The organism is Dickeya sp. Secpp 1600, from assembly GCF_003049805.1.
GTDB classification, from domain to species: domain Bacteria; phylum Pseudomonadota; class Gammaproteobacteria; order Enterobacterales; family Enterobacteriaceae; genus Dickeya; species Dickeya fangzhongdai.
On sequence record NZ_CP023484.1, the window covers coordinates 3,851,150 to 3,867,721 of the forward strand.

Annotated in this window: 9 protein-coding genes, 2 tRNA genes, 3 rRNA genes and 1 other annotated feature; of the genes, 4 read left to right on the forward strand and 10 right to left on the reverse strand. The window is 53.8% G+C overall.

Features of this window, described 5'->3' with window-relative positions:
- Nucleotides 1-65: 65 nt before the first annotated feature.
- The 8 genes from CPA59_RS17140 to rluD form a co-directional block, all read right to left on the reverse strand.
- Nucleotides 66-142 (reverse strand) — tRNA-Asp (locus tag CPA59_RS17140).
- A 66-nt stretch (nucleotides 143-208) separates the two neighbouring features.
- A 5S ribosomal RNA gene (gene rrf, locus CPA59_RS17145) occupies nucleotides 209-324 on the reverse strand.
- A 120-nt stretch (nucleotides 325-444) separates the two neighbouring features.
- Nucleotides 445-3,350 (reverse strand): 23S ribosomal RNA (locus CPA59_RS17150).
- A 193-nt stretch (nucleotides 3,351-3,543) separates the two neighbouring features.
- Nucleotides 3,544-3,619 (reverse strand) — tRNA-Glu (locus CPA59_RS17155).
- 86 nt (nucleotides 3,620-3,705) lie between these two features.
- A 16S ribosomal RNA gene (locus tag CPA59_RS17160) occupies nucleotides 3,706-5,247 on the reverse strand.
- Together the 16S, 23S and 5S rRNA genes with 2 tRNA genes alongside form the textbook arrangement of a ribosomal RNA operon.
- A gap of 454 nt (nucleotides 5,248-5,701) precedes the next feature.
- Nucleotides 5,702-8,275, reverse strand: coding sequence for an ATP-dependent chaperone ClpB (gene clpB, locus CPA59_RS17170; protein ID WP_038919939.1), 2,574 nt, complete (start codon nucleotides 8,273-8,275; stop codon nucleotides 5,702-5,704).
- A 134-nt stretch (nucleotides 8,276-8,409) separates the two neighbouring features.
- Nucleotides 8,410-9,135, reverse strand: a complete 726-nt coding sequence (gene yfiH, locus CPA59_RS17175; RefSeq protein ID WP_038921087.1) for a purine nucleoside phosphorylase YfiH — start codon at nucleotides 9,133-9,135, stop codon at nucleotides 8,410-8,412.
- A 19-nt stretch (nucleotides 9,136-9,154) separates the two neighbouring features.
- The gene (gene rluD / locus CPA59_RS17180) at nucleotides 9,155-10,132 is read right to left on the reverse strand and encodes a 23S rRNA pseudouridine(1911/1915/1917) synthase RluD (RefSeq protein ID WP_049853574.1); all 978 of its coding nucleotides are present in this window, start codon (nucleotides 10,130-10,132) and stop codon (nucleotides 9,155-9,157) included.
- Between the two features lie 133 nt (nucleotides 10,133-10,265).
- Here rluD and bamD point away from each other — a divergent pair, with 133 nt between their 5' ends.
- The 3 genes from bamD to pheA all read left to right on the forward strand — a co-directional run bounded on the left by bamD (nucleotide 10,266) and on the right by pheA (nucleotide 13,157).
- The gene (gene bamD / locus CPA59_RS17185) at nucleotides 10,266-11,000 is read left to right on the forward strand and encodes an outer membrane protein assembly factor BamD (RefSeq protein WP_038919941.1); all 735 of its coding nucleotides are present in this window, start codon (nucleotides 10,266-10,268) and stop codon (nucleotides 10,998-11,000) included.
- Between the two features lie 299 nt (nucleotides 11,001-11,299).
- Entirely contained in the window at nucleotides 11,300-11,635 is a 336-nt protein-coding gene (gene raiA / locus CPA59_RS17190; RefSeq protein ID WP_038919942.1) for a ribosome-associated translation inhibitor RaiA, read from the forward strand.
- Between the two features lie 214 nt (nucleotides 11,636-11,849).
- Nucleotides 11,850-11,977: a sequence feature (Phe leader region), on the forward strand.
- Nucleotides 11,978-11,999: 22 nt separating this feature from the next.
- Nucleotides 12,000-13,157, forward strand: coding sequence for a bifunctional chorismate mutase/prephenate dehydratase (gene pheA / locus CPA59_RS17195; protein WP_107760878.1), 1,158 nt, complete (start codon nucleotides 12,000-12,002; stop codon nucleotides 13,155-13,157).
- 106 nt (nucleotides 13,158-13,263) lie between these two features.
- On the opposite strand, the gene tyrA is transcribed toward pheA, so the two are convergent.
- Both tyrA and CPA59_RS17205 read right to left on the reverse strand, forming a co-directional pair.
- A complete protein-coding gene (gene tyrA, locus CPA59_RS17200) occupies nucleotides 13,264-14,385 on the reverse strand; it encodes a bifunctional chorismate mutase/prephenate dehydrogenase (RefSeq protein ID WP_038919943.1) in 1,122 nt (373 codons plus the stop codon).
- Between the two features lie 12 nt (nucleotides 14,386-14,397).
- Nucleotides 14,398-15,462, reverse strand: coding sequence for a 3-deoxy-7-phosphoheptulonate synthase (locus tag CPA59_RS17205; protein WP_107760194.1), 1,065 nt, complete (start codon nucleotides 15,460-15,462; stop codon nucleotides 14,398-14,400).
- Nucleotides 15,463-16,103: 641 nt separating this feature from the next.
- On the opposite strand from CPA59_RS17205, the gene CPA59_RS17210 reads away from it, so the two are divergent.
- On the forward strand, nucleotides 16,104-16,454 hold the full coding sequence (locus tag CPA59_RS17210; protein WP_107760196.1) for a DUF2799 domain-containing protein: 351 nt from the start codon (nucleotides 16,104-16,106) through the stop codon (nucleotides 16,452-16,454).
- Nucleotides 16,455-16,572: the final 118 nt, after the last annotated feature.

Genomic DNA, 16,572 nt, shown 5'->3' on the forward strand with positions numbered 1-16,572 from the left:
TCAGAGAATGATGAGCAGGGAAAATAGCAAAAAGCCCCGAGCTTATGCTCAGGGCTTTTATATGTTGGCGGTGCGGACGGGACTCGAACCCGCGACCCCCGGCGTGACAGGCCGGTATTCTAACCGACTGAACTACCGCACCACCGATTCTGTACGTTATCAGAGGAGTCAATCCGATAACCGGTGTTTTCTTACACCACAATTTGATGCCTGGCAGTTCCCTACTCTCGCATGGGGAGACCCCACACTACCATCGGCGCTACGGCGTTTCACTTCTGAGTTCGGCATGGGGTCAGGTGGGACCACCGCGCTCTCGCCGCCAGGCAAATTCTTTTCATTCCAACCGTCATGCCCACGCTACCGCGCCGCACAACCATCAGAATCCATCCGTCGAACAAGCCAAATTCTTTCTCGTCTCTCTCACCAAAACACCTTCGGTGTTGTAAGGTTAAGCCTCCCGGGTCATTAGTACTGGTTAGCTCAACGTATCGCTACGCTTACACACCCAGCCTATCAACGTCCTCGTCTCGAACGTCCCTTCAGGGGAATCAAGTTCCCAGGGAAGACTCATCTCGGGGCAAGTTTCCCGCTTAGATGCTTTCAGCGGTTATCTCTTCCGCACTTAGCTACCGGGCAATGCAATTGGCATCACAACCCGAACACCAGTGGTGCGTTCACTCCGGTCCTCTCGTACTAGGAGCAACCCCCCTCAATCTTCCAGCGCCCACGGCAGATAGGGACCGAACTGTCTCACGACGTTCTAAACCCAGCTCGCGTACCACTTTAAATGGCGAACAGCCATACCCTTGGGACCTACTTCAGCCCCAGGATGTGATGAGCCGACATCGAGGTGCCAAACACCGCCGTCGATATGAACTCTTGGGCGGTATCAGCCTGTTATCCCCGGAGTACCTTTTATCCGTTGAGCGATGGCCCTTCCATTCAGAACCACCGGATCACTAAGACCTGCTTTCGCACCTGCTCGAGCCGTCACTCTCGCAGTCAAGCTAGCTTATGCCTTTGCACTAACCTCCTGATGTCCGACCAGGATTAGCTAACCTTCGTGCTCCTCCGTTACTCTTTGGGAGGAGACCGCCCCAGTCAAACTACCCACCAGACACTGTCCGCAACCCGGTTCACGGGTCCACGTTAGAACATCAAACATTAAAGGGTGGTATTTCAAGGTTGGCTCCATGCAGACTGGCGTCCACACTTCAAAGCCTCCCACCTATCCTACACATCAAGGCTCAAGGTTCAGTGTCAAGCTATAGTAAAGGTTCACGGGGTCTTTCCGTCTTGCCGCGGGTACACTGCATCTTCACAGCGAGTTCAATTTCACTGAGTCTCGGGTGGAGACAGCCTGGCCATCATTACGCCATTCGTGCAGGTCGGAACTTACCCGACAAGGAATTTCGCTACCTTAGGACCGTTATAGTTACGGCCGCCGTTTACCGGGGCTTCGATCAAGAGCTTCTCCTTACGGATAACCCCATCAATTAACCTTCCGGCACCGGGCAGGCGTCACACCGTATACGTCCACTTTCGTGTTTGCACAGTGCTGTGTTTTTATTAAACAGTTGCAGCCAGCTGGTATCTGCGACTGGGCTCAGCTCCATCCGCAAGGGACTTCACCATGCCCAGCGTGCCTTCTCCCGAAGTTACGGCACCATTTTGCCTAGTTCCTTCACCCGAGTTCTCTCAAGCGCCTGAGTATTCTCTACCTGACCACCTGTGTCGGTTTGGGGTACGATTCAATGTTACCTGATGCTTAGAGGCTTTTCCTGGAAGCAGGGCATCTGTCACTTCAGTACCGTAGTACCTCGTCATCACGCCTCAGTGTTACGGCAGACCGGATTTGCCTGGTCCACCCACCTGCACGCTTAAACCGGGACAACCGTCGCCCGGATGACATAGCCTTCTCCGTCCCCCCTTCGCAGTAACACCAAGTACAGGAATATTAACCTGTTTCCCATCGACTACGCTTTTCAGCCTCGCCTTAGGGGTCGACTCACCCTGCCCCGATTAACGTTGGACAGGAACCCTTGGTCTTCCGGCGTGCGGGTTTTTCACCCGCATTATCGTTACTTATGTCAGCATTCGCACTTCTGATACCTCCAGCAGACCTCACAGTCCACCTTCAACGGCTTACAGAACGCTCCCCTACCCAACAACGCCTAAGCGTCGCTGCCGCAGCTTCGGTGCATGGTTTTAGCCCCGTTACATCTTCCGCGCAGGCCGACTCGACCAGTGAGCTATTACGCTTTCTTTAAATGATGGCTGCTTCTAAGCCAACATCCTGGCTGTCTGGGCCTTCCCACATCGTTTCCCACTTAACCATGACTTTGGGACCTTAGCTGGCGGTCTGGGTTGTTTCCCTCTTCACGACGGACGTTAGCACCCGCCGTGTGTCTCCCGTGATAACATTCTCCGGTATTCGCAGTTTGCATCGGGTTGGTAAGCCGGGATGGCCCCCTAGCCGAAACAGTGCTCTACCCCCGGAGATGAATTCACGAGGCGCTACCTAAATAGCTTTCGGGGAGAACCAGCTATCTCCCGGTTTGATTGGCCTTTCACCCCCAGCCACAAGTCATCCGCTAATTTTTCAACATTAGTCGGTTCGGTCCTCCAGTTAGTGTTACCCAACCTTCAACCTGCCCATGGCTAGATCACCGGGTTTCGGGTCTATACCCTGCAACTTAACGCCCAGTTAAGACTCGGTTTCCCTGCGGCTCCCCTATGCGGTTAACCTTGCTACAGAATATAAGTCGCTGACCCATTATACAAAAGGTACGCAGTCACACCTAAAAGGTGCTCCCACTGCTTGTACGTACACGGTTTCAGGTTCTATTTCACTCCCCTCGCCGGGGTTCTTTTCGCCTTTCCCTCACGGTACTGGTTCACTATCGGTCAGTCAGGAGTATTTAGCCTTGGAGGATGGTCCCCCCATGTTCAGACAGGATACCACGTGTCCCGCCCTACTCATCGAACTCACGGCCTGTGCATCTTCGTGTACGGGACTTTCACCCTGTATCGTGCGACTTTCCAGACGCTTCCACTGACACACAAGCCGATTCAGGTTCTGGGCTCCTCCCCGTTCGCTCGCCGCTACTGGGGGAATCTCGGTTGATTTCTTTTCCTCGGGGTACTGAGATGTTTCAGTTCCCCCGGTTCGCCTCATTAACCTATGGATTCAGTTAATGATAGTGTGACGAGTCACACTGGGTTTCCCCATTCGGGTATCGTCGGGTATAACGGTTCATATCACCTTGCCGACGCTTTTCGCAGATTAGCACGCCCTTCATCGCCTCTGACTGCCTAGGCATCCACCGTGTACGCTTAGTCGCTTAACCTCACAACCCGAAAGTGTCTCGGGATGCAAGTATTTTGAGAGACTCGAACAACACATGAATTCACACTCATATGCCGTCGTTTCAAATTTTCAGCTTGTTCCGGATTGTTAAAGAGCAGATAACATAAACCTGACTATCACTAATCAGTTTTAGGTTAGCGTTGACCGTGCCTTTCACCCACTGTCAGTCATACTGGCGTCCCCTAGGGGATTCGAACCCCTGTTACCGCCGTGAAAGGGCGGTGTCCTGGGCCTCTAGACGAAGGGGACATCACTTGTCAGCTTCGCAAGACGCTTTTGACTCTTTCTTATCATCAGACAATCTGTGTGGACACCACGCAGGCACTTCAGCTCGGTAAGGAGGTGATCCAACCGCAGGTTCCCCTACGGTTACCTTGTTACGACTTCACCCCAGTCATGAATCACAAAGTGGTAAGCGCCCTCCCGAAGGTTAAGCTACCTACTTCTTTTGCAACCCACTCCCATGGTGTGACGGGCGGTGTGTACAAGGCCCGGGAACGTATTCACCGTAGCATTCTGATCTACGATTACTAGCGATTCCGACTTCATGGAGTCGAGTTGCAGACTCCAATCCGGACTACGACGTACTTTATGAGGTCCGCTTGCTCTCGCGAGGTCGCTTCTCTTTGTATACGCCATTGTAGCACGTGTGTAGCCCTACTCGTAAGGGCCATGATGACTTGACGTCATCCCCACCTTCCTCCGGTTTATCACCGGCAGTCTCCCCTGAGTTCCCACCCGTAGTGCTGGCAACAGAGGATAAGGGTTGCGCTCGTTGCGGGACTTAACCCAACATTTCACAACACGAGCTGACGACAGCCATGCAGCACCTGTCTCAGCGTTCCCGAAGGCACGACCGCATCTCTGCAGTCTTCGCTGGATGTCAAGAGTAGGTAAGGTTCTTCGCGTTGCATCGAATTAAACCACATGCTCCACCGCTTGTGCGGGCCCCCGTCAATTCATTTGAGTTTTAACCTTGCGGCCGTACTCCCCAGGCGGTCGATTTAACGCGTTAGCTCCGGAAGCCACGCCTCAAGGGCACAACCTCCAAATCGACATCGTTTACAGCGTGGACTACCAGGGTATCTAATCCTGTTTGCTCCCCACGCTTTCGCACCTGAGCGTCAGTCTTCGTCCAGGGGGCCGCCTTCGCCACCGGTATTCCTCCAGATCTCTACGCATTTCACCGCTACACCTGGAATTCTACCCCCCTCTACGAGACTCTAGCCTGTCAGTTTTGAATGCAGTTCCCAGGTTAAGCCCGGGGATTTCACATCCAACTTAACAGACCGCCTGCGTGCGCTTTACGCCCAGTCATTCCGATTAACGCTTGCACCCTCCGTATTACCGCGGCTGCTGGCACGGAGTTAGCCGGTGCTTCTTCTGCGGGTAACGTCAATCGGTAAGGTTATTAACCTTACCGCCTTCCTCCCCGCTGAAAGTGCTTTACAACCCGAAGGCCTTCTTCACACACGCGGCATGGCTGCATCAGGGTTTCCCCCATTGTGCAATATTCCCCACTGCTGCCTCCCGTAGGAGTCTGGACCGTGTCTCAGTTCCAGTGTGGCTGGTCATCCTCTCAGACCAGCTAGGGATCGTCGCCTAGGTGAGCCGTTACCCCACCTACTAGCTAATCCCATCTGGGTTCATCCGATGGCGTGAGGCCCGAAGGTCCCCCACTTTGGTCTTGCGACGTTATGCGGTATTAGCTACCGTTTCCAGTAGTTATCCCCCTCCATCAGGCAGATCCCCAGACATTACTCACCCGTCCGCCGCTCGCCGGCGGGGAAGCAAGCTTCCCCCCGCTGCCGCTCGACTTGCATGTGTTAGGCCTGCCGCCAGCGTTCAATCTGAGCCATGATCAAACTCTTCAATTTAAAGTTTGATGTGTTTTCCGAAGAAAACGTGCTCAAAGAATTTACTGTTAGTTCGTATGAATTAACTGTTGTCACTCTTCAAGACTTTTCACAAATATTTTAGTGAAGCGTCCTGCGAGTGCCCACACAGATTGTCTGATTGATTATTAAAGAGCAGTGCGACCGGCTTGCAGCCTGCTGTCGCGAGGTGGCGTATACTACGCTTTCCTCATTCAGAGTCAACGACTTTTTTCTCGTTTTCTCCGCCTCACACCGCGCTGGCTTGTCGCCGTTGCCGTGTCAGTGGAGGCGCATTATAGGGAGTTCTTCTGGCCTGACAAGACTAATTTTCAAAAAAAAACTCAACCGCTCACATTTTGAACCAAAACCACAATTAATGGCGATTTACCACTCCATTAGGCGATAAATAAAACAAAAGCCCGGCATTAGCCGGGCTTCATCATAAGAATAACGATTACTGGCGAATAACAATCGCCTCGTCATCTGCATCCAGGGTAACCGGTTTACCGGGAACTAAAGCCCCTGACAATATCTGCTGCGCCAGCGGATTCTCAATCATCTGCTGGATGGCGCGTTTCAACGGCCGGGCGCCGTACACCGGGTCAAAACCTGAGTTACCGAGCAATTCCAGCGCCGCATCGGATATTGTGACGGTATAGCCGCGCTCCTCCATCCGTTTGTAGAGCCGCTGCAACTGAATCTGCGCAATTGAAGTAATATGGTTTTTACCCAGCGGATGAAATACCACAACCTCATCAATACGGTTGATGAACTCCGGACGGAAATGATGGCTGACGACACTCAACACCATGTCACGCATCTGGTTGTAATTCATCTCACCGAACCGTTCCTGGATCAGATCCGAGCCCAGGTTGGAGGTCATGATCACCACCGTGTTGCGGAAATCCACCGTGCGGCCTTGTCCATCAGTCAGTCGGCCATCATCCAGCACTTGCAATAGAATGTTGAACACGTCAGGGTGCGCTTTTTCCACTTCATCCAGGAGGATGACGGAATAAGGCCGGCGGCGTACCGCTTCAGTCAGATACCCACCTTCTTCATAACCGACATATCCCGGAGGAGCGCCCACCAGACGGGAAACCGAATGCTTCTCCATGAACTCGGACATATCAATACGGACCATGGCGTCATCGCTATCGAACAGGAAAGACGCCAGCGTCTTGCATAATTCGGTTTTACCCACGCCGGTCGGCCCGAGGAACAGAAACGAACCGATGGGGCGGTTGGGATCCGACAATCCGGCACGGCTGCGGCGAATAGAATTGGCGACGGCTTCCACCGCTTCGTTCTGTCCAATCACCCGCTGGTGCAACTCCTGCTCCATGCGCAACAGTTTTTCCCGCTCGCTTTCCAGCATCCGTGAAACCGGAATACCGGTCCAGCGGGCAAGCACTTCGGCAATCTCGGCATCCGTTACCCGGTTACGAAGCAAGCGCATGGTTTTGCCTTCAACCTGTGTGGCAGCGGCCAGTTGTTTTTCCAATTCAGGAATTTTGCCGTACTGTAATTCCGACATCTGGCCTAAATCCCCCTGGCGTCTTGCCTGTTCCAGAGAAATTTTTGCCTGCTCCAGCGCCGCCTTAATATTTTGTGTGCCCGTCAGCGATGCTTTCTCGGCTTTCCACTCTTCTTCCAGTTTTGAGTATTCGCGCTCTTTCTGCTCCAGCTCGGCATTCAGAATCTCCAGACGTTTCAGGCTGGCTTCATCAGACTCTTTCTTCAGCGCCTGTTGTTCCAGCTTCAGCTGGATAATTCGGCGATCAAGGCGATCCAGCGGCTCCGGTTTGGAATCGATCTGCATACGAATACTGGATGCGGCTTCATCAATAAGATCGATCGCTTTATCCGGCAATTTCCGATCGGAAATGTATCGGTGCGATAACATGGCCGCCGCGACAATCGCCGGATCGGTGATTTGCACGTGATGATGCAGCTCATAGCGCTCTTTCAGACCGCGCAGAATGGCGATGGTGTCTTCAACAGTCGGTTCGGCGACAAACACTTTCTGGAAACGGCGCTCAAGGGCGGCGTCTTTTTCAATGTATTGCCGGTATTCATCCAGCGTCGTCGCCCCTACGCAGTGCAACTCGCCGCGCGCCAGCGCCGGCTTGAGCATGTTGCCGGCATCCATCGCGCCGTCAGCCTTGCCGGCACCGACCATGGTGTGCAGCTCGTCGATAAAGAGGATGACGTTACCTTCCTGTTTGGACAGGTCGTTCAGCACGCCTTTCAGACGTTCCTCGAACTCACCGCGATATTTGGCTCCCGCCACCAGCGCACCCATATCAAGCGCCAGCACGCGTTTATTCTTCAGCCCCTCAGGGACTTCGCCATTGACGATACGCTGCGCCAACCCTTCAACAATGGCGGTTTTCCCGACGCCAGGCTCGCCGATCAAAACCGGGTTGTTTTTGGTTCTGCGCTGCAGCACCTGGATAGTGCGTCGAATTTCCTCATCACGGCCAATCACCGGGTCCAGCTTGCCCTGTTCGGCACGCTCCGTGAGATCAATCGTGAATTTTTTCAGTGCCTGACGCTGATCTTCGGCGCTCTGCTCGTTGACCTGCTGCCCGCCGCGAACCTGCTCGATAGCCTGAGTGACATTCTGTTGAGTGGCGCCTGCATTTTTTAGCAGATCACCCAATGCGCTGCGCGATTCAAACACCGCCAGCACGAATAATTCTGAAGAAATGAATGTGTCGCCCTTTTTCTGCGCCAGCTTGTCGCAGATATTGAGCGTCCGTACCAGCTCGCTGGACGGTTGAACATCGCCACCGGTGCCTTCCACCTGTGGTAATCGGCTGATTGCCTGTTCAATTTCACTTTTAAGACGGCTCACATTTGCCCCAGCTGCTGTCAATAACGGGCCGACGGTGCCCCCTTCCTGATTCAGAAGGGCACTCATCAAATGCAGCGGCTCAATGAATTGATGATCTCGTCCGAGGGCGAGAGATTGGGCATCAGCGAGGGCAAGCTGGAACTTATTGGTAAGACGATCCAGACGCATAACTCCTCCCATACATACTGGTCAAAATTGCTACTGGAGATTAAGTGAGGTCATCCCTCAAAAATTCAAGATGATTTTGCCAGTAATAATAGAAGGAAAAACGTTAATCCTCCGGATCGTCTTAATTCAATAGGTTATATCAGCCAAATCAAAGTTGCCATACGTCCGGTTGTTCCATCGCGTCGATAGGAGAAAAACCGGCCGGCGTCGCTGACCGTACAGTCGTCGCCGCCGAACACCTGGCTGACGCCAGCGGCCTGTAAACGTAAACGGGCCAGCTGGTAAATATCGGCGAGGAATTTACCATTACGGGGGATAAAAGCGCAATCGGCGGCGGGGTCGCCCTGCATAAAAGCCTCACGGACCTCACCCCCGACTTCAAATTGCTGCGGACCGATCGCCGGCCCCATCCATGCCAGAATGTCGGCCGGGCGAGCACGAAAATGACGCAGCGTCTGTTCCAACACGCCTGCCTGCAAGCCACGCCAGCCGGCATGCGCCGCCGCCACTTCGCGTCCATCAACAGAGCAGAACAGGACCGGCAGACAATCGGCGGTCATTACCGCGCATACCCGATCCTTACGGGTGGTATAAGCGGCATCGCCCGTCAGTGACGCAGGCGATGTCTGATCAAGGTTAATCACCTCTGTGCCATGCACCTGTTCCAGCCAGTGCGGCATGACCGGCAATCCGGCCGCGGCAACCAGACGTTGCCGGTTATCCTGCACATGCAGCGGATCGTCTCCCACATGATTACCCAGATTGAGCGAGTCATACGGCGCGCCACTGACGCCGCCAAGACGAGTGGTGCTACAGGCTCGAACCGTCGCCGGAGCAGGCCAGTCGGGTATTAACATCATGTTGTCAGACGCCATGCCATCACCAGTCAAGTTGATCTTTAAACGCATCGGTATCCGCTTTCAACGCGGCAATCAGATTCACCATATCCTGCGGCAAGGGAGCATGCCACTCCATCTCGATACCGCTGATAGGATGATAAAGGCGCAACATGGTGGCGTGCAGTGCCTGGCGATCAAAATTGCGCAGCGTCTCGATAAATGCCTCGGAAGCCCCTTTGGGCAGACGCGGACGACCGCCATACAACGGGTCGCCTACCAGCGGATGGTTGATGTGCGCCATGTGGACGCGAATCTGGTGGGTCCGGCCCGTTTCCAGCCGCAGCCGCAGCCGGGTATGCGCACGGAAATGTTCCATGATGCGATAGTGCGTCACGGCCGGTTTCCCCATCGGGTGTACCGCCATGTGCGTGCGTTTGGTGGAATGGCGGGCAATCGGCTCCTCTACCGTGCCGCCCGCCGTCATCGTGCCGATCGCTACCGCTTCATATTCGCGGGTGATTTCACGCGCCTGCAATGATTCCACCAGCCGGGTCTGGGCCGGTACAGTCTTGGCCACCACCATCAAGCCGGTGGTGTCCTTATCCAGGCGATGGACAATCCCCGCACGCGGCACATCGACAATCTCCGGATAGTGATGCAACAGCGCGTTCAGCACGGTGCCGTCAGGATTACCGGCGCCAGGGTGTACCACCAGATCGCGCGGTTTATTGATCACCAGAATGTCTTCGTCTTCATAGACGATATCCAGCGAGATCGGCTGCGCTTCCCAGCGGGCGTCTTCCTCGATCAAAGCATCAATAGCGACAGATTCCCCGCCAAGCACTTTCTCTTTTGGTTTATCCACCATCTTGCCGTTAATCTGTACCCGCTGTTCCAGAATCCACGTTTTTATGCGGGAACGTGAATAATCAGGGAACAATTCGGCCAAAGCCTGATCTAAACGTTGTCCAAGTTGGGATTCGGCCACCGTCGCGGTGAGTTGTACTTGTTGGGACATAGTATGCTGCTTCTTATTAACGTTGGGTTTTAACGGCGATGCCGTTTAAAATAATGTACCATTGTAGCTGGTCTTAATCGGGAGCTTAACGGACAGTTTCCCGGAAAAACACTCTGAGGATAATCAAATCGTCATGACGCGTATGAAATACCTGGTGGCTGCTGCCACGTTGAGCCTGACGCTGGCTGGTTGCTCCAATTCCAAAGATGCGGTTCCCGACCGTCCACCTTCAGAACTGTATGCCACCGCCCAGGAGAAACTGCAGGACGGCAACTTTAAAGCCGCCATCACGCAGTTGGAAGCGCTGGATAACCGTTATCCATTCGGCCCTTACTCCCAGCAGGTCCAACTGGACCTGATTTACGCCTATTACAAATCCGCCGAGTTGCCGTTGGCTCAGGCGTCGATTGATCGCTTCATCCGCCTGAACCCGACGCACCCGAACGTGGACTATGTCCTCTATATGCGCGGGCTGACCAACATGGCGCAGGATGACAGCATGTTGCAAGGCTTCTTCGGCGTCGACCGTTCAGACCGCGATCCTCAGTATGCTCGTTCAGCGTTTAAAGCTTTCAGCCAGTTGCTTCAGGGCTACCCGAACAGCCAATACGCCACAGACGGCAGCAAGCGCCTGGCATTCCTGAAAGAACGTCTGGCCAAATATGAGCTTTCTGTCGCACAGTATTACACGAAACGCGGCGCTTATGTCGCAGTGGTTAACCGCGTAGAGCAAATGCTGAAGGACTATCCGGATACGCAGGCAACGCGCACCGCGCTGCCGCTGATGGAAAATGCCTATCGGGAACTGCGATTGACTGCGCAGGCCGACAAGGTGGCTAAAATCATCGCCGCCAACCCTTCTGCCTGAAGAGACGCCTGAAACCCTATTACCACGGCAACTTCGGTTGCCGTTTTTTTCGCCCCGTTTTTTCGATCTATGACCAGTCATCCTGAATGTAACCGGATAATCCCGCCAATACATCCAATAGATAATGGCACAGCCCTGGCAAGGCGACAAGCGCGCCGCACCGGTTCCCCAAAGCCGCTCACAAATCAATTCACATGACGGAAAAGTGACCAGAAAAGGTGATCAAAATCACCCACTTTGCATCGACTAGGGGTATGCTGAAATCACCCAAGACGGAAAAGGCAGAGAGGTAAGTTTTTATGACTATCAACATTACCAGCAAGCAGATGGATATTACCCCCGCAATACGTCAGCATGTCGAAGACCGTCTCAGCAAACTGGATAAATGGCAGACTCACCTGATCAATCCGCACATTATCCTGTCTAAAGAGCCGCAGGGTTTTGTGGTCGACGCCACCATCAGTACGCCCAATGGCCCGTTGGTGGCCAGCGCCAAACACGAAGATATGTATACCGCTGTCAATGAACTCATCACAAAACTGGAACGACAGCTGAACAAGGTCCAGCACAAAGGCGAAGCCCGCCGTGCGGACAGTTGCATCAAAGATGTCAATCAGCAGGCCCCGGCAGAATAGCAGTACCTGATGACGCGCCCACCGCGTCTCCATTTTTAATGACAGATCCTGTCCGTTGCCTGAAACGCGCCGCAAGGCGCGTTTTTTACGGTTCACGTTTCCTCTTCCCTGATGGAACAACGCTACGCGAGCGCATCGCTCCCGGCGATTTTGTATTGACAGGATGAAAAGGCAACAGTTACCTTAATCAACATTCCCAACAAGGATTTGGTGACATGACGCCACAACCGTTTTTCTTCGTATTCTTCTTTACTCTCCCCGATCCGGGGGGGCGATTTGTCGTGTGAGTAAGAATACGAAGACGAACAAAAAAAGCCTCCTGAATCAGGAGGCTTTTTTATTGGACAGCAAACAGGTACACACCATGACCGATAATCCATTACTGGCGCTGCGCGAGCGCATTACCGCGCTGGATATGCAACTGCTCGAACTGTTGGCACAACGAAGGGAGCTGGCGCTGGATGTAGCGCGAGCCAAACAGCACTCTCATCGCCCTATTCGCGATAAAGAGCGTGAGCGGAATTTACTGTCCCGGCTGGCAGAAGAAGGTAAAAAGCGGCAGCTCGACGGTCACTACATTACCCGTCTGTTCCAGTTGATTATTGAAGATTCGGTACTGACCCAGCAGGCGCTGCTGCAACAGCACCTCAACTCTGGCGCGTCGCATTCCGCCCGCGTCGCTTTTCTCGGCCCCAAAGGCTCTTACTCTCATTTAGCCGCCCGTCAGTATGCCGCGCGCCATTTTGACCAGATTATTGAATGCGGCTGCCAGCGTTTTCAGGACATCATCAGCCTGGTTGAAACCGGCCAGGCCGATTACGCCGTGCTGCCGATAGAAAACACCAGCTCAGGTTCAATCAACGATGTCTACGACCTGCTGCAGCACACCGGGTTATCCATCGTCGGTGAGCTGACCACGCCTATCGACCATTGCGTGCTGGTTGCGGTGGATACGCAATTGGACCAGATCCAGACCGTTTACAGCCACCCGCAGCCTTTCCAGCAGTGCAGCCATTTCATCAACCGTTTTCCGCACTGGAAAATCGAGTACTGCGAAAGCACCGCCGCCGCGATGGCGAAAGTCGCCGAGCTCAATTCCCCGCATGCCGCCGCGCTGGGCAGCGAAGCCGGTGGAATGCTTTATCAGTTACAGGCGCTGGAGCAGAATCTGGCCAATCAGGTGCAAAACATCACCCGATTCATCGTACTGGCCCGCAAGCCGATCGACGTCACCGAACAAGTGCCGGCTAAAACCACCTTAATCATGGCTACCGGACAGCAATCCGGCGCACTGGTGGAAGCGCTGCTGGTGCTGCGCGAACACGGCATCGTGATGACAAAACTGGAATCGCGGCCGATAAACGGCAATCCGTGGGAAGAGATGTTTTATATTGATGTGCAGGCCAATCTGCGCAACGACAATACCCGTAAAGCGCTGCAGGGGCTGGCCGCGATTACCCGCTCGCTCAAGGTTTTGGGCTGCTATCCCAGCGAAAATGTGGTGCCTGTGGAACCGGCATAACCCACTTCGCATCAGTATCCGCCAGGAGCTATGGACTACCCCGTCAATAAAAAAACCACCCTCTCAACGAGGGTGGTTTTTCAGGAAACCATCAAGGCCCTTTGCGCTACTGGCGGATATCGTTCGCCTGACGCAGCAGAGTACGGCTTTCGGCCATGAATCGCCGCGAATAATCACCGAACCAGTGTTCGACTTTCTTGAAGCTGCTGACAAACGCAGCTTTATCTCCCGCTTCCAGCAATGAAATCGCCTCACCAAAACGCTGGTAGTAACGTTTTATCAATGCCAGATTGTTGCCGGAAGACATGATGATGTCGGCATAGAGTTGCGGATCCTGCGCGAACAGCCGCCCCACCATCGCCAGTTCAAGCCGGTATATCGGCGAAGAAAGCGCCAGCAATTGTTCCAGCTGCACATTTTCTTCCGCCAGATGCACGCCATAGGCAAATGTCGCGAAATGGCGCAACGCCTGAATGAACGCCATGTTTTGGTCGTGTTCCACCGCACTGGTGCGATGAAGCCGGGCGCCCCACACCTGGATCTGCTCCAGCAACCACTGATAGGCCTCCGGCTGGCGTCCGTCACAATACACGACAACCTGTTTGGCCAGGCTGCCGATATCCGGGCCGAACATCGGGTGCAGCCCCAGCACCGGCCCCTGATGCGCCGCCAGCATCGCCTGCAGCGGACCATTCTTAACCGACGCCAAATCCACCAAAATACAGTCATCCGGCAGTTGGGGCAGACGGGCAATAACCTGTTCGGTGACATGGATTGGCACACTGACGATCACCATGCCGGCATCCGCCAGCAGCGTCTCCGCCTGCGGCCAGTCCTCCTGCTCCAGGATACGTACCTGATAGCCGGACAGCGTCAGCATTCTGTCAAACAGGCGCCCCATCTGACCACGCCCTCCCACGATCACAATCGGGCGCAGCGACGGAGACAACGTTTTAAACCCTTTGTCATTCTCGCTGGCGTAGGACTCCCGCATCACCCGACGCAGAACATCCTCAATCAAATCCGGGGGAACACCCAGCGTTTCCGCTTCCTTACGTCGTGAACTCAGCATCGCTGCTTCCCGATCAGGCGCATAAATTGGCAAACCATAACGGCTCTTTACCTCGCCGACTTCCGCCACCAGACGCAGCCGACGCGACAACAACGCCAATAATGCTTTATCTACCTCATCTATCTGATCACGCAATGCGGTCAGTTCAGCGACCATCTGTTCTTCTCCTTACTGATTGGTGCTTCGCGCACTCAGCTCTTTATGAACCGAGCGCAGCAATGTCTCTGTACTTTCCCAACTGATGCAGGCATCCGTCACCGATACCCCGTAACGCATGTCGGCGCGCGGTTGCTCGGAAGACTGATTGCCTTCGTGGATATGGCTCTCCAGCATCAGCCCGATAATAGAACGGTTACCGGATTTGATCTGCTCGATCACCGACTCCACCACCAGCGGCTGCCGACGGTAGTCTTTGCTGGAGTTACCGTGGCTACAATCTATCATCAGCGCCGGATTCAGTCCTGCATCGCGCATCTGTTTTTCACACTCAGCCACGTCTTCCGCGCTGTAATTCGGCTTTTTGCCGCCACGCAGGATCACGTGCCCATCCGGATTTCCCTGCGTCTGCAATAAGCAAACCTGACCGCTCTGATTGATACCGACAAAACGATGCGGCATTGATGCGGCTTTCATGGCATTAATGGCGGTGCCGAGACTACCGTCAGTGCCGTTCTTGAAACCCACCGGCATTGATAACCCGGAAGCCATCTCGCGGTGAGTCTGGGATTCGGTGGTTCTGGCGCCAATCGCCGACCAGCTGAACAAGTCCCCCAGGTATTGCGGGCTATTCGGGTCCAGCGCTTCGGTCGCCAGCGGCAACCCCATGTTTACCAGCTTAAGCAGCAAATCGCGGGCGATATGCAGCCCCGCCTCCATATCAAAGGAACCATCCATGTAGGGATCATTGATCAACCCTTTCCAGCCGACAGTGGTACGGGGTTTCTCAAAATAGACACGCATGACGATATACAGCCGATCGCTCAATTCGGCTGACAGGGATTGCAGACGACGCGCGTAATCCAGCGCGGCATCCGTATCATGAATGGAACAGGGACCACACACCACCAGCAGACGTTTGTCGTTGCCATGAATAATGTCAGCAATGGTTTTACGCGACAAAGCAATCGCCTGCTGCTCCGGCTCATTGAGCGGGAATTTGGCTTTCAGTTCGTCGGGAGTAATAAGAACCTGTTCGGCGCTGATATTAATATTATTGAGCGTGTCTTTTTGCATGATGATGATCCTGTGTGTTCCTTTGGTATAAGGGGAGCGATTTCGTCATTGTCAGTAACAGGTTCACACCTTAACACACAGGTCGTAAATTTTTCAAGCCATAGGTGTAAAGTTAAAATTACTCCCGTAAAACCGGTTAGAAATCACAAAAATAACGTTCGCCTATCGGGCGCGTCTTACCATCGAATACAGTAATTCATTGAAAGCGCTGGACGTTATCAACCTGCCGCCGTTTCTCAGGTATTCAGCGGCAGAGAATCAGCAGATCTGAAATGATTTCACAGCCTGATGATGTTACTGGTGATATTTGACGAATGCTGATTACGGGCCTTCACAGGACAGATGCTGGCGACCGGTTTAAACCGCGGTAAACCACGTGACTGACGAAAATGCCGACCATCGGTGACGCTACAACCGTAAACAAAATTATACACCGTATTATTCAGCATCATGCCAGCACGTCCCAGCCGCAGCTATCACCGTATGTTGTTGTGTTCGGGAAAGCGGAAACGTATCGTCGCTGAACTGAGTGAAGAACGCCAATCAAGCACAGGGCACTGAAATCATTAAAGGAAAAACAGGAAATTGCGTAATATTAGGCCGTATCTCTCCATTCTGATGCTGTAAAAACAGGTTCAATCATGAGAAACGGTATAGTGTTGATAGGGTTGTTGCTCCTCACCGGCTGCCAGTCCGTTCCGTCGGTATCGCCGACTAAAGGCGAGTCCGATTTCTGGTATGAAGCGGGATATAAGGACGCCACCAGCGGTATGGTTGTCAGGGATAACGAGACACTGTCGGAATGGTTTGGCAATCCGGATGTAGATCGTCATGCCTATCTGAATGGGTATCGAGCCGGACAGACGGAATGGTGCCACCCCGATAATGTCGCAGCCTGGGGGCGAGCGGGAAAATCCTTCCCGGCTGGCTGTGATGGCGTCAATGACGCAGAAAAGTTGAAAAAGGTATGGCAAAACACGGTGGATAAATAGACTGGTCATAACAGGCCAGCCTGCTGTTTCGCCCCCCACTCTTTGCCCCTCTCCCTGCAAATGACCTCTATTAAGCTCCTGGGTAGATCTGTATGAACCGGCCAGCGTGTCGCTGGCA